The sequence below is a fragment of the Phormidesmis sp. 146-20 genome (assembly GCF_052939475.1).
Genome location: NZ_JBJPHT010000036.1, coordinates 25820 through 40161, shown reverse-complemented (window position 1 = coordinate 40161; position 14342 = coordinate 25820). Strand labels below are relative to the sequence as shown.

The window sequence follows — 14342 nt, the reverse complement described above, 5'->3', positions numbered from 1 at the left end:
TGCCATCTTGATCAAAGCCGTCGTCCACGTTTCTTAAGGTCAGTTCGATGAAATCTTGCACTGCGGTTGCCAACTTAGACAGCCCCCTAAACCAATTAGCGAGGGCGTTTGAACCGCGAACTTGGTCTGGAAACCGCCCGGAATTGGAGGTAGAAGCTCTGAATCTTGAAGCAAAAAAACTTTGTCAAACCCACATTTTTTAAGATTTCTGCTGCTTATCCCGAAAAGCATTGCTCAGAAGCGAACCATTTAAGATCAGGGTGAACGATTCTGATTGCAGTTTGAGACTTTGATGTAAATTGGGAGCAACCTGTTAAAGGCTCTGACGTGGACTCGCTCAGACTGGTTTAGCTTAACCCAAAATCGATCAAAGCTCTCGATCGACCTCCAAGCTGACTAGAAGGTGAGGCCCGTGCTTTGCAAAGAAAATCTTATGTCAAATTCCTCTTACTTCAAGAAGTTCTCTCAATGAATCAGCCGAACCTTCTAGAACTCGCCCGGCAAGGAGATGCCAACGCGATCGCCGCTTTGATGAATGCAGTTCTAGAACCGAAAGGAATCACCGCCAAAGCAAGTTTAGAGAACGGCTGTTTGTCTGTTTTTTTGGAGTCTGCAAAGACGCTCAATCAGCAGACGATGATGACCTTTATCCGGCGGGGGATTTTAGAACTGGGCACAGATGCGATTCAAACGGTCAAAGCTTCGGGACACAAAATTGGAGCGCGTTCTTTCTCGTGGGTCGCAGAATTTGAGGTGCATCCGGTGGTGCTGCCAGAAACTCAGGTGGTCAATCTAGAAAAAGAGGTTGAGGAGACTCAAGCGGTTGACGAGTCAGAGGAGTTTGCAGCAACGATCGAGCAAGAGATGAGCGACGATCGTCCGAGTCTCACGGTTTATCTCAAGGCTTATCTTGTTCCGACGCTGTTGGTGATTGTGGTGGCCTTTTTTGGCGGCGGTTTTGTGGCGCTAATTTCAACCTCAAAGTCGGGAAATCAAACCTCAGAGGGCGAGTCAGACCGTTCTTTTGCGGGCAGTCCGTCGCAGCCCCGATCGCCCCAACAAAAACAGCAGGCTGCCGAGAAGTACATTAAAGCCATGACGCAGGCTCAAGAGAAGTTTTATGCTCAAAACAAGCGATTTGCCAGCACGCTAGAAGAATTGGAGCGATCGGCTAATCTGATTTCACAAAGCTATGACTACACGTATCGCTCCAGAGTTTTGAATACCAATCGCGCTCAGGTAACGGCCATTCCTAAACAAGCAGGCTTGAGCAGCTTTGTTGGAACTGTGATAGTGACCAGAGGCCAGACAACCCGTATCGTCTGCAAAACAAATCAGCCGACGATCGATGCGCCACCCATGCCCGAATTTTCTCAAAATCAACTGAAATGTCAGCCTTCGTCTTCTGAAGTGCCGTAAGTCAGGACGGAAAGACAAGGGGAAAAGTTGTGAATAGAAAAACGCCCACCGTCAGGAGGGCCAAAACGCCCTGGATCAGATTGCCAATCAGCGAACCAACCACGATGCCTACTCCGGCTTTGATGGCGATCGTGATGTCTTTGCGGTAGAGAAATTCGCCAACAATTGCGCCCACCAGCGGCCCGATGAGAATGCCGATAATCACGCCAATCGGGCCACTGATCGGAATCGTGGGTAAAAATCCCAAAATGCCAAGAATGAAGCCGACGATCGAGCCAATTTGTCCCCAGTTGCTTGCGCCTGCCTTCTTTGCACCCCAATAGGTCGCCAGAAAATCAATGCCAAGACTACACAGAAGAACGACGATCGCCACACTGAGGGCAATTGCGACGCTGCTAAAGCCGTTGACGGCTCCCCAAACCACAATGCCTGCCACAATCAAACTTGTCCCCGGAATGCCAGGAACCACCGCGCCGACGATGCCCACAACCATCAGGGCAACCAGTGACCAATAGAGAACAACCATGAGTCTATTTTGTAAAGCTGGCTAATTGAGAATGTTGCTTTCCACGAATACTCTCAGGGTAGCTTATCAACGGTCTGCCAGGGCTTGTCCCACGGGGGTAATCCGAAAAACAAGGGCAAGATCATCTTGATAAACCAGTTCAAATGCTTGGGGTTGGCTGGTCAGAAATTGAAGGTCAGCGGGAACTGCGCGAGTAAAGGGATCAAGGCTGATGGCGATGTAGTTGGGTTTAGCGTCTCGAATTACTTTCAGTCCGTTTTGGTATTTCCAATTCAATGAATCAAGCTGATACACGACACGATTACTAAAGGGAAATCCATAAAGTCCGTAGGGTCGCAATCCAATCGAATAAATAACTGTATTCGTGAGATTTTTCTGCACCCATTCGTAGACTTTACTAGGCTTTTCTCCGACTGGAAAGAAGATACCATCGTATCCAGGAAGCCCGATCGCAGGCTGATAAGAAAGCAATTGAGAAGTTAATAAAATTGCGCCAATGAGGTTGATTCCGGTTAAAAACAGGGCGGTCGATCGTCGCTTTTGAGACGTGTGTAGTCGGTCTAGAGAAAGCTGTTTTGTCCAGTTATTTAACCACTGAGCGATAAAATACAAACTCAAAATAAGAGTGACTGGAATGATTACAGCACTGTAGCGAATTTGAATTAAAAATAGCTGTCGATCACCGATCAAAAATCCTGCTCCGCTGGGGGTGAGAATCAAGGCAAACAGAGCGATCGAATTGAATCCAGCAAGTAATTTTAGATTGAGAGCATGAGTCAGCGGCTTGAGCGTGGAGCGTGCGATCGTTACCGCAGTTATGCCCACACTCAATAGAAAAAAGACAAGTGAGAAATTAAGTTGATAAAGGGCTGGATTAAATAGGTTTTTGGCAAGGCTCAACCCAACCGCCACTTCTAAAAAATCAGGCGATAACGTCCCAGCTTGAATTAAGTTTCTAAAGTACCAAAATCCACCCATTAATAGAGCTGGCAGAATGATGAAGCTTGATTCCAATCCTTTAGATTTTTGTGGATTGGATGGGAAGAAACGAGCGAAAAATAAGCATAAGAATCCGACTAGATAAAAAAGTCCATTGGGCTTGGTGCCGATCGCGAATCCCAAGCTAATTCCTGTTGACAAAAGCCAGCCTTTTCGATGTTCTGTTTGGCTTGCCTGCTGTAACGACCAGATTGCTACTAATAACCAAAAGGCAAGGGTAATGTCATTTCGCCCAAAATCAACCAGCATTTCCTGAAGCGGAGGAAATAACAGGCAACCTACCCAAAGTAGTAGAGTCCAAAAGCCCAATTCAAACGGGGTTTTGTTGGGTAAAACTGACTTGAGCAGTAGCGTGGACGCGAGAAGAACTCCCAGGCTAATTGAAGCGGCCGTCATGCCCAGAAGACTATCTGATTTGAGGGGTAAAAAACTCCAAATCTGTAATAGCTCATTGCCTCCAGGGTAGCCGCCAAAGGTTCCTTTGAGATCCCACAAACTGCCTGTTTGCAAATAGTTCAAAACATTGGGTAAGTGATAGCTAACGACATCCCAACTGAGTGGGTGAACTCGAAAAATCTGAATCAGCCATTCTGATAGAAATGGATAGAGCGGAATGAAAAGAATGAGCGCGATCGCCCCCAAAACAATCGTTCCAAACTGGCTAATTTGAATGGGGTTAGCTTGATCAATTTCTTCAATGGATTTTGCTTTTTTATATGACTTTTTGCTAACTAGAAGTGAAACTAATCCTGCTAAAATCGCTCCTAAACAAAGGCTAATTGGATTCAAAAAATTGAGAATTCCTAAAACTAATTCAACGACGCTAATTTGAATCAAAAATAAGTATAAATAAGCCAACGCACCAGAAACAGGCTGATATCGAAAAACCCAACTTGCTGTAAACCAGGCAGGCAGAGAGAGCGCGATACAGGCAAGCAAAAAAGGGAAGTTAGCAAGCATGACTTTTATGGCTGAATGCACATAACAAAGTTTACAGCCGATCGCTGGTTTCACTAAATATTCAATTAACGTCAATTCGATGAAGTTTTTTCGCTGCGTTGTTTAGCGCTTCTGCCTCTCAACCCCCCAACTTTGGGAAATTTTTAAATCAGATCCCCAGTTCAAAGTCCCTGACTTGTGGGGGATTTAGGGGGTTGCCTGGATTAATTGATTGTGGCGAAAAATTTCATCGAATTCACGTTTAATCAAGCGACTTCTAAATGCTGACTGAGCGTATTATCGAGTTTTTCAGCGATCGCTGCCACCCAGTTTTCGTCCTGTTTGGTGTAGCTGCGTGGAGCATTTGCGCCCAAAATTAGCACGCCATCGGTGCCGATCGGTTGACAAATCACTCCTTGGGTGTTTTCGGGCAGGTAATCAAACTCAATTCGTCCGGGGTAGACACTGAGAGCCACCAGATACACGGGTTTATGTTTGTCTAGCACACGCTGCAAAATGGCTCCTGGCTTCACTTCTGAGTTGGGACTGAGAATTCCTCGTCGGAGTAAAACTTGATTTTTGTAGAGAATGACGATCGACTTAGTAACTGTATTTGTCAGCAGCAAATGAGACGACCAGGCAAGCTCAGTTTTGATGGAATCAGGCAGATCAGGCGCAAGCTCAAACCCTTCTTCACCAACAAGTTGAACGCTTTCTGGAGTTCTCGGCTGTACTTGCTGCCACAGCAGACCTGTCAAAATCAAAACGGCACTAATGATCACACATAGCGCATCCGATCGCGCCTGAGAATCTGTCAAAGTCGGTGTAAAAAAGCGGTTGGTGAGCAGTAAAATGCCTGCTATCACGCCTACAACGATCGGCATCTGCCGCAGAACTTCATTTTGGTCGGGTTTTGCCATTGGTCAACACTCGAAGCGCTCTATTCCCATTCTTAACATCTTGACAGGAGACGCGGCTTGCTGGAACTCTTTAGCTCTGGATTGGTTTCTCTCTGGCTAAACATGGCAGGAATGCCAGATACCTTTAACCCTTTGGAGGCAAACGTTCAAGAACTCCCCTGGCTGACGAATGCCTCTGATCCCGCTGCCGATCGGGTGTTGAAACAGTACCTCAAACAGCTTGAAAGTCAGGGATTAAGCCATACGACGCAAGGGATCTGGTTTCAATCAGGTTCGACTTTATTAGCCAGCAACCAGGGAACGACTGCTCTACCCGCCGCCTCTCTGACCAAAATTGCTACCTCGTTAGCGGCTCTACAAACCTGGGGCACCGATCACCAATTTGAAACGTTGATTATGGCGACTGGCCCGATCGAGAACGGCGTTCTGAAAGGCGATTTGGTGATTCAAGGCGGTGGCGATCCCCGGTTTGTGTTTGAGGAAGCGATCGCGCTTGGCAACGCACTCAATAAAATTGGCATCACTCGCATCGCGGGTAATTTGCTCGTCACACACAACTTCATGATGAGTTTCAATGATGATCCTGTGGAGTCAGGCAAATTGCTCAAACAGGCGCTCTCTCCCAAAGATTGGGACGAAGATGCTATTTACGAATATGCCTTACTGCCCGAAGGAACGCGCAAACCAACGGTGAAGATCGCGGGTACCGTTCGTCAGATCTCCGGCGCAAAAGTTGAAACGACCCCCAATCAAACTTTATTGATGCGGCATCGATCGCTGCCTTTGATCGATCTGCTCAAAGACATGAATATTCACAGCAATAATGAGATGTCTCAAATGCTGGCAGACAATTTGGGAGGCGTTTCGGCGACGATTCAGAAAGCGATGACGACGGCCGAGATTCCTCCTCAAGAGATTCAGTTAGTGAATGGGTCGGGACTGAGTACGGCAAATCGAATTTCTCCTCATGCGGCTTGTGCGATGTTGGCGGCGATCGACCGTTATCTTCACCCGCGCAATTTGACGATCGCCGATCTCTTTCCGGTTTCTGGTATTGATAGCTGGGATACGACCCTCGAAGGTCGCGAGATTCCTCAAGCAGCAGTCGTCAAGACGGGAACGTTGAATGAGGTGAGTGCTTTGGCGGGCGTATTGCCGACGCGCGATCGCGGCTATGTCTGGTTTGCTATCATCAATCGCGGCACTGACATTTCTAATTTGCGAAAACAACAGGATGTTTTGCTGCAAACGTTGCAAAAACAGTGGGGTGGTCAGGCGGTTGGGGTGAAAGCGATCGAGCCAAGTTCCTGGATTGGGACGCGGCAAGCAACGCTAGGAGCCTCTGTGCGAAACGAAATTGTGTATGGGGGTTAGCTACCAATAAGGCGGAAGCGGCAAATAGTTGACTGCATTCTCACAGATGAGTGGTTGGCTGTATTACTGAATGATTTGAGTGCGATTGGCTTTGAATTGGTTAAATCTTTGGATAAACCCCAGTTGCCGACGTTAGAGAAATTAGTCAAGCAACCCAGTTAGAATGTTGACCAGCATTTCTAACGCTTTGGGGACGCGATATGGCTTTATCCCAAATCCACTAGTTACTGATACAGATCCTCGCCCCCCAAATCCCCCAGTTTGGGAGACTTTGAAACGGCTTCCCTGATAGGTTCTTTTCAAATCTGAGAGATAGAAATCGGTTAATTAACTGATTTTTTATGAGTATCATTTGTTGGTTGATTTGGTATAAGGTCAATTTGCGATCGACGGACGCTCAAACTCAGAATTCTCTCAACTTGGGCACTAAATTCATTAGAATGAATCAGAAAATCTGTCTAGCATTTTTGAAGGCGTAATTTATACTGATCTATCTTGCGATTCTGCACCCATGACTCAGCCTCCTCATCCACCGCCACATCAGCCACCCCATCAGCCGCCACAATCGCGTAGATCAAAAACCATTCTTGGCAGTCTGACGCAAGCGGTACAGACGATCGCCAAAATCAACTTTACCAGGCTCAAGCTCAAACCCAACGCCAGAGTGCCGGAGTTGTTGGTACAGGATGCAGATGCTTCTAAGGCAGAAGCGTATCCCTTGTTGGGCGATCGCTATCTGCTGGGGCGCAGTTCTAAATCCTGTGACATTGTGGTGCGAAATCCGGTCGTCAGTCAGGTGCATGTCTCTCTGCATCGAGAAGAACGGCGCAAATTTTTGGGGTTGCCAACGCGCACTCACTTTCAAATCAGGGACGAAAATTCGACCAACGGTATTTATCGCGGCAAGCGCAGACTCCAGACCAAAACGCTTTACGACGGCGATATTCTCTCGCTGGGGCCACCAGAGTTAGCCGCCGCCGTCCGCTTGCAGTACAAAGATCCGGCTCCCTGGTACATCAAAGCCATTCGCTACGGGCTGTATGGGGTCAGTGGAGTGACGGCGATTACGGTCGCAGCGATCGGCATTGAATGGCAAAAATTTTCCGTCTATCCTCTGCCAGTCTCGGTGCAAGGGCCGACGATCGTTTACTCCAGAGAAGGGCAAACCCTGCGGACTCCGCGCACTCAGCGTCATACAGAATTGGCTCAAGTTCGAGAATTTTCACCCTATTTGCCCAAAGCGCTGTTGGCTTCTGAAGATACGCGCTATTACTGGCATTTGGGCGTTGACCCGATCGGCACTGCTAGAGCCTTTGTGACCAATATTCGCGGCGGTGAAATTCGTGAGGGAGGCAGTACGATCACTCAGCAGCTAGCGCGCAATCTTGTCCCAGATTACGTAGGTCGTCAAGATTCGGCCGCCCGCAAGCTCCGCGAAGCAGCCGTCGCCCTCAAGCTGGAGACGGTTTATAGTAAAGAATTTTTGCTGCTGACTTATCTCAATCGGGTGTATCTAGGCAGTGGCACCTATGGATTTGAAGATGCTGCCCAGTTTTATTTTGGCAAGTCTGCTAAAGATCTCACCCTTTCAGAATCGGCAACCCTGACGGGGATATTGCCAGCGCCCAACAGCTTCAACCCAGTTCGCAACTATCAGGCGGCGATCGACTACCGCGATCGCGTCATCAGTCGCATGGCCGAGCAAGGCATGGTTTCGCAAGAAGAAGCCCAACGGGCCCGACGATCGCGCATTGACATCAGTCCCGCCGCCCGTGAAGAGCTAAAGAGTACGATCGCGCCCTACTACTACAGCCACGTCTTTGACGAATTAGAACAACTGCTGGGTAAACAACTGGCTCAAGAAGGCAATTTTATCGTCCAAACCGGGCTGGATGTCAAAATGCAGGCCAAAGCCGAAGCTGCCCTACAAAATGCGGTTGTCACGAATGGGGCCAGCGCGGGCTACTCGCAAGGGGCGATGGTGACGATCGACTCCAAAACGGGCGAAGTGCGGGCGATGGTCGGCGGCGTTGACTATCAAGAAAGCCAGTTTAATCGGGCGACTCAGGCCGAGCGTCAACCCGGATCGACCTTCAAAATTTTTAGCTACACCACCGCGATCGAGCAGGGCATTTCTCCCAACAACTCCTATTCTTGTGCCCCATTAAACTGGAGCGGTCAATATTTTGAGGGCTGTGGGGGCGGCAGTCTGGATATGTATACAGGGGTGGCGCGGTCGGAAAACGTGATTGCCTTGCGAGTGGCTCAAGAAGTTGGGTTGGATAAAGTGATTCAAACGGCGCAGCGGATGGGCATTCAGTCCAAACTCAAGGCGGTTCCGGGACTCGTTTTGGGACAAAGTGAAGTGACCCCGCTGGAGTTGACCGGAGCCTTTGGCGTGTTGGCCAATCAAGGGATTCGCAGTCGTCCGCGTACCATCAGGCGGATTTTGGATAGTGGTGATTGTAGCGATCGCCGAGATCTCAATACCTGCCGCGTTATTTATTCTGCTGATCAAGATGGCAACAATCAGGTCAAAGTTTTGGAGCCTGAAGTGGCTGATACGATGACGACTATTTTGCAGGGGGTTGTCCAAAGCGGGACAGGTAGAAGCGCGGCGCTAGGTCTTGGAGAAGCAGGCAAAACGGGCACCACTAACGACAACGTTGACCTCTGGTTTGTTGGCTACATTCCCAACGGGGGACTCGTCACAGGAGTCTGGCTGGGCAATGACAATAACACGCCCACAGGAGGCAACAGTGGTCAAGCGGCTCAACTTTGGGGAAATTACATGCGACAGGTGGTGCGATAGAAGCTTGGTGCAGTTTCAGCCCTAGTACTACTCCATACAATTTACCTTAACAATTCATCCCTCAATAGGGTGATGTTCTCAAGTCAAAGCCTCCTCTCGCAAAAAAACTGTTAGATTGTTGCAGAACGATCGTGTAATTGTTCGTTTTGCTGATCGTCAGTTTGATGGAGCTTTTGACTTTGTTGCTTTATTCTGCTGCCTAATTTAACTCGCCATTCTGGAAAACTTTGAGATGGAACTTTTGATTCAAAGTCTTTCACAGCGGAGATTTAGGGAGCCAGCAAACAAAGTGAGCAGCTTTATCGAATTCACGGTTATTTAGCATGTATTCTTAGACTCATTTTCAACGTCTATCTGATGACAGATTGTTCAAAATCTCTCGCAAACCTTTAATGAATGAGGAAGAGCAATGGGCGAGCGTGCGATCTGAGGAAGGGCTGAACGCGAGACAAATCTGTGTTGGATAGTTCCTCGTCCGATCGCTCAAAGTCCTTGTCGAGTTATGCCAAATTAGCAATCATCTCAAACCAACAAAAAAAGCTATGACTTGGGTGCAATCGCCAGAATTAGGGTCAAGTTTAATCGTTTCGAGTGAAAGACGGGTTAATGCCCTGCCTGTAACCCCTGAACCATTGTTTAAAGTGATCCCGCCTGAGCGAGTTGGCGTGGACGGTGAGTATGACCATAGTGGGTTAGCAAAACGGGTCAGCCTGGCTTTTTGTGAGCAGTTTGAGGCTAAAGACCTCGATCGCCTACAAGTTACTCAACGCGGTAGGGTGGTCGTTCTGATAGGTAGGGTTTTTGATCAGCAGACTTTGACTCAACTGGTAGATGTTGCTCTTGAGGTATATGGCACTGCAACCGTTGAAATCCAGGGCGTGAAGGTTGATCAGCATAGAGACTCGCTAAAAGTATCGCCCAAACAAGAGAGTCGATGAAAGATGAGGTGAGCGATCGCCTATATCATTTCAAACTCACTGCCATAAAGCTGCAAAAGATCACAGGTTTCGTGATCGGTGATGTTGGTATCGCTGAGTTCTAAATTGTAGAAATCAATGTGGTCTGTATCAAAATAAGGGCCGGCGTGCCAGGTGCCTACGTCTAGTTTGATAAAGCAGTTGCCAGGAATGCGAAAGGCTTGAATTTCTTGGAGCTTTGGCTGGCTAGTGTTTTGAGGAGGCGCAACGGCTATTAGCCATTCTTTGCCTTCTAGAGAGCCGAGGCATTGGGTGCATTGCGTGTGGCGCGTGATCCGATGAAATGTTCGTCCGCGCTGGTGTAACCGCATGATATAAAACCGGGGAATCCCATTCTCAAGCTGGAGTTGAGCATCTTCGGCATCATAGGATTTTCCGTCTTGAGCAGCCTGGATCACTTGACCATAAGGGCGAAAGTTTTCAGAGGTGATCCAGGTAGCGGGAAGGGGATGGGGAGGCATGGGAGGGATGAGGGATGAGGGATGAGGGATAAGGGATGAAGAACTGTAGTTTTTGATGTTGGATTTCTTATGTTTATTTAACGTTAATTGAATGATTTTTACTTTGGTAGGCTGTCTTTTTGTTGTCCAATTCTCTAGTTTTGAGGAATTTTGAGATTTCTAGTTCCAAGTCTCTTACTAGAGAGCGTTTCTATATTGGCGACCCTTGTGGCTATCTCGAAGCGTGTGCAGCAAACTTTGTTAAATTCACATTTATTCATCGGTCTACAACTATTTATCGGTCTACAACCAATCCTTTGACAATAACCTGTCTCTGGAAAGACGTTAGCGCGATCGATCCTTTTTAGCATTCATGTTGCACAGATATTAACTTTAAAGGAATCTTGCATGAATATGATTCAACACATCTCTCATTTGCTACGGCGAGTTGTGCTAGTGGCGTTGCTAGTCGGTCTGCTGGTGGTGGGTGGAAATTCTGCTTTAGCTGATTCGGCACCTGGGGCACCCGAAAACCCTGCCGAGAAGCAGAAAACTCTCTATGAAGGGAAGCGGAATGTGGTTGTTAGTGAAGGCGAACCTGCTAAACCCAATCGATCGACGAATGCTCACTATGTCGATTCGCAGGGCAGAGAGGTTGATCAGCCCAAAGACAACAATCAATCTCGTGCCAAACAAGCGGCGGACGACTCGACTAATATTAAAAACTCACGCAACTATGGTCATCCTGTCGATTAGCACAGTTTGATGATGCTGGTGTGATAGAAGGGTTGAGGCGATCGTTCAAATAGAGTATTCAATTTAAAGAACAATCTATCAACATTCCTCAACTCTTCTACAGCCTTTTCTTTGCTCTTTAATGAGCAGCTTAGAGTGAAATTGTTGACCTGAAGGACTGGCCGGTCGGTAGAAATGGCTCAAATTAAGAGGATGGAATGACGAATGGGGACAGATTCTAAGGTCTGCATTCCACATTCATCATTCGATACCTTTTGGCTTGTTAAGCTCCGATCGGTAGGTTTTTGTGCGAGTGCATCCGAGGTTTGCGAACTGATTTGACGGGGACATGGAGTTGTGAGAAGCGATCGTTGATCCAGCCATATCCTTTGTGAATGCATCCAGAACAGACTTCACCACAGCCGATACCTTGATCGTCGCAAACAATGACTCTGGCTTCTTTTGCTTCAAAGGATTGGTCACAGATACAACAGATACTGCGTTTGAGAGATGGATTACGACACTCAATTTGGAGTTGCATAAGTTTTTCTATTTTTTTTCGCTAAGTCATTTCACGTTCTTATCTAAGAGTTTATTCAAACCAGCACTCAGAAGCGTCTATCTCTACGCAGATTATTAGGCCTGTGATCGAGGCGGTTTGTTGCAAAACCGTAGTGAGAGATACGATCCAGCGATTTGGGCACGTATCGATCGACACAGATTTCTACAACCGTGATCTTAGAAATCTAACGCTCGATTTGTTGAAATGTGCTGTTATCTTATGGATTGGGGTTTGGGGAGAGTCAGATAATCAGTCTCCACAGTAGGCGATCAGGTCAATTTCGATGTCGCCTAATCCAGCTAATCCCATTACGCCGATCGTGGTTCTGGCGGGGCGGCGATCGCCAAAATAAGAGGAATAAATCTCGTTCACGGTCTGTAGATGACGCAGGTCGGTGATGAACACTCGTGCCATGACGATGCGATCGAACCCGGTGCCCGCGTGGGTGAGAACCTGTTGCAGATTTTCCATCACCTGTTGGGTTTGCTGCTCGATCGTGCCCACAATTATTTCTCCGGTAGTTGGATCTTCGGCTAATTGTCCTGTCACAAACAGCAAGTCTCCAGCGCGAACGGCATGACAAAACGGCCCCAAGGGCGGCAGTCTGTGATCAGGTAAGGTAATGTATTCCAGCATGAGCAGCTTATTTTAAACGACAGTAAAATACTAATTCTTTAACGATCGTTCAAACCGCTGTTATGGATCTCAAAATTACACAAGCTTGCCTTCCTCAAAAAACGGGGTTTTGGGATATTGGCATTGTTGCTGATCGCATCACCTGTATCGCCCCTTCTATTCCTGATTCTGCAACGGACACGATCAACGCAGCGCACAAATTAGTGATTCCCGGATTAGTGGATGCCCATTTTCATTTAGACAAAGCGCTGTTACTCGATCGCTGTCACAGCATTGAAGGAACTTTTGCAGAAGCAATGTCGCAAACGTTGCAGGCAAAGCAGACATTTACGATCGCTGATATTCAAACCAGAGCTAGACGAGTGATCAAACGAGCGATCGCCTTCGGCACAACAGCGATGCGAAGTCATGTTGAAGTTGATTCAGCGATCGGGTTGACCGCCATCAAAGCACTCTTACCGCTTCGTCAAGAATATGCATGGGGGATAACGCTGCAATTAGCGGTGTTTGCTCAAGAAGGCATTACTAATCAACCGGGTCAAGTGGAACTGTTGAGAGAAGCACTAGTGATCGGCGGGAATGCGATCGGGTCTGCCCCTTACGTCGATCCTGCTCCAGAACAAAACATTCGTATTGTATTTGACATTGCTCAAGAGTTTGATTGCGATGTTGATTTCCATTTAGATTTTTTAGATGATGACAAGCCTTTGACGTTGCCCTTTGTGATTGAGGAAACGTGTCGTCGCGGTTGGCAGGGGCGTGTCTGTCTGGGTCACGTGACTAAATTAGCTGCATTGTCTCCAGTGGAACTTAGTGCGATCGCTCCCGCAATCCGAGAAGCAGGAATTTCGATTTTGGCGCTGCCTGCTTCTGATTTGTATATGATGTCTCGCAAAGATACGCATAACGTTCGGCGGGGTGTCGCGCCTGTCAATCATTTAGCTGAGATGGGAGTGAATGTCGGTCTTGCAGTCAATAACGTGCAAAATCTGTTTACTCCGTTTGGTGATGGTGATTTACTAAAAATCTGTACGCTGTTGGCTCAAGTGTTGCAAATGGGAACGGCAACCAGTCACGATCGCTGTCTAGAAATGGCCACTACTTTGGCAGCCAAAGCGATCGGACTGCCCGAACACGGTCTGCAAGTTGGACAACTAGCCGATCTAGTGATTCTCAACGTAGCCTCTGTGACTGAAGCGATCGGAGCCGCACCGAGCGATCGTACCGTGATCAAAAACGGCCGCATTGTTTCTCAAACTAAATTAGACCAGCAATTTTTCAGATGAGTTCTGCGTTCAATTAACGTTCTCTTTTGCTTCTTGCTGAAGGTCTGCCAACTCTGAAATTAAAGTCTCTTCTAAGGCAGTGATCACCGCTTCGGGATCGGCAGCTTGTTTCATCACTTCGGCTTCGTGATCGAGTCGGTTTCGCACGTTGGGTAAATCTTCTCTGAGTTCTTCTAAAAGGGCAATGATTTTGGCGATTTTTTGTTCGGACAGTAGGTTGAGTTGCAGGCTTAATTGAGCGCGTTGTTCAGATAGTTTTTCCTGTCGCTTTTGGGCAATTAACACGCCGATCGTCATCAAAAACGAACCACCTCCCAGCAATACATCTAACCATTGAAAGGGCGGCGGATCAAACTGAGGTAAGCCAAAGCGAGGTGACACCAAATTGGGAATAATCCACAGGGCCAAAACCAGCAGTGTGCAATAGAGAAAGACGGGACGACTAAAGAATGCAGTAATGCTTTCAACGATGCGCTGATGGGATGAGAGCGATTTTTCAGACTGGGTATGCAGCGCAATCACCGCATCAATGGTTTGAGCGATCGGGTCAGGTAAAGGTGCTGTCGGAATGATCGTTTTGCTAGGTTTATGCGTCGTTTCTGTCGAGGTCATGGCAGTTTAGCGATCGGTCTTTCCTTTATTAGTTCATGTGAGGGAGGCGATCGGTAACGCTCTACAGATAGACAAATGGCGATCGCTCGGCTAATTCCCAAGTCA

General features: G+C 47.6%; 13 protein-coding genes. 6 read left to right on the top strand and 7 right to left on the bottom strand.

Translation table 11 applies throughout. From position 1 onward, the window contains the following. Positions 1 to 468: 468 nt before the first annotated feature. Entirely contained in the window at positions 469 to 1419 is a 951-nt protein-coding gene (locus ACKFKH_RS23020; protein ID WP_446860697.1) for a type IV pilin-like G/H family protein, read from the top strand. A 1-nt stretch (position 1420) separates the two neighbouring features. Here the strand turns inward: ACKFKH_RS23020 and ACKFKH_RS23015 are convergent, their stop codons facing one another. From ACKFKH_RS23015 to ACKFKH_RS23005, 3 genes are all read right to left on the bottom strand, one after another. After that, positions 1421 to 1945, bottom strand: a complete 525-nt coding sequence (locus ACKFKH_RS23015; protein ID WP_446860696.1) for a DUF456 domain-containing protein — start codon at positions 1943 to 1945, stop codon at positions 1421 to 1423. Positions 1946 to 2011: 66 nt separating this feature from the next. Continuing rightward, positions 2012 to 3904: a phospholipid carrier-dependent glycosyltransferase gene (locus ACKFKH_RS23010; protein ID WP_446860695.1), complete on the bottom strand. Its 1893-nt coding sequence runs from the start codon at positions 3902 to 3904 to the stop codon at positions 2012 to 2014. 245 nt (positions 3905 to 4149) lie between these two features. Further along, positions 4150 to 4803 carry a cofactor assembly of complex C subunit B gene (locus ACKFKH_RS23005; RefSeq protein WP_446860694.1) on the bottom strand — a complete coding sequence of 218 codons (654 nt, stop codon included), beginning with the start codon at positions 4801 to 4803 and terminating at the stop codon, positions 4150 to 4152. A 57-nt stretch (positions 4804 to 4860) separates the two neighbouring features. On the opposite strand from ACKFKH_RS23005, the gene ACKFKH_RS23000 reads away from it, so the two are divergent. The 3 genes from ACKFKH_RS23000 to ACKFKH_RS22990 all read left to right on the top strand — a co-directional run bounded on the left by ACKFKH_RS23000 (position 4861) and on the right by ACKFKH_RS22990 (position 9927). Continuing rightward, on the top strand, positions 4861 to 6177 hold the full coding sequence (locus ACKFKH_RS23000; protein ID WP_446860693.1) for a D-alanyl-D-alanine carboxypeptidase: 1317 nt from the start codon (positions 4861 to 4863) through the stop codon (positions 6175 to 6177). 511 nt (positions 6178 to 6688) lie between these two features. Then, a complete protein-coding gene (locus ACKFKH_RS22995; RefSeq protein ID WP_446860692.1) occupies positions 6689 to 8989 on the top strand; it encodes a PBP1A family penicillin-binding protein in 2301 nt (766 codons plus the stop codon). A 542-nt stretch (positions 8990 to 9531) separates the two neighbouring features. Continuing rightward, positions 9532 to 9927 (top strand): hypothetical protein, encoded by a 396-nt coding sequence (locus ACKFKH_RS22990; protein WP_446860691.1) that lies wholly within the window; start codon positions 9532 to 9534, stop codon positions 9925 to 9927. Positions 9928 to 9947: 20 nt separating this feature from the next. Here the strand turns inward: ACKFKH_RS22990 and ACKFKH_RS22985 are convergent, their stop codons facing one another. Further along, positions 9948 to 10427 (bottom strand): ureidoglycolate lyase, encoded by a 480-nt coding sequence (locus ACKFKH_RS22985; protein WP_446860690.1) that lies wholly within the window; start codon positions 10425 to 10427, stop codon positions 9948 to 9950. Between the two features lie 387 nt (positions 10428 to 10814). Between ACKFKH_RS22985 and ACKFKH_RS22980 the strand changes: the two genes are divergently transcribed. Then, positions 10815 to 11162, top strand: coding sequence for a hypothetical protein (locus ACKFKH_RS22980; protein ID WP_446860689.1), 348 nt, complete (start codon positions 10815 to 10817; stop codon positions 11160 to 11162). Between the two features lie 262 nt (positions 11163 to 11424). On the opposite strand, the gene ACKFKH_RS22975 is transcribed toward ACKFKH_RS22980, so the two are convergent. Together ACKFKH_RS22975 and ACKFKH_RS22970 are read right to left on the bottom strand one after the other, a co-directional pair. After that, positions 11425 to 11682: a hypothetical protein gene (locus tag ACKFKH_RS22975; RefSeq protein WP_446860688.1), complete on the bottom strand. Its 258-nt coding sequence runs from the start codon at positions 11680 to 11682 to the stop codon at positions 11425 to 11427. A 270-nt stretch (positions 11683 to 11952) separates the two neighbouring features. Beyond that, a complete protein-coding gene (locus tag ACKFKH_RS22970) occupies positions 11953 to 12339 on the bottom strand; it encodes a RidA family protein (RefSeq protein ID WP_446860687.1) in 387 nt (128 codons plus the stop codon). 62 nt (positions 12340 to 12401) lie between these two features. On the opposite strand from ACKFKH_RS22970, the gene ACKFKH_RS22965 reads away from it, so the two are divergent. Beyond that, positions 12402 to 13625: an amidohydrolase family protein gene (locus ACKFKH_RS22965; protein WP_446860686.1), complete on the top strand. Its 1224-nt coding sequence runs from the start codon at positions 12402 to 12404 to the stop codon at positions 13623 to 13625. 9 nt (positions 13626 to 13634) lie between these two features. Here the strand turns inward: ACKFKH_RS22965 and ACKFKH_RS22960 are convergent, their stop codons facing one another. Beyond that, positions 13635 to 14237, bottom strand: a complete 603-nt coding sequence (locus tag ACKFKH_RS22960) for a DUF1003 domain-containing protein (protein WP_446860685.1) — start codon at positions 14235 to 14237, stop codon at positions 13635 to 13637. Positions 14238 to 14342 lie beyond the last annotated feature (105 nt).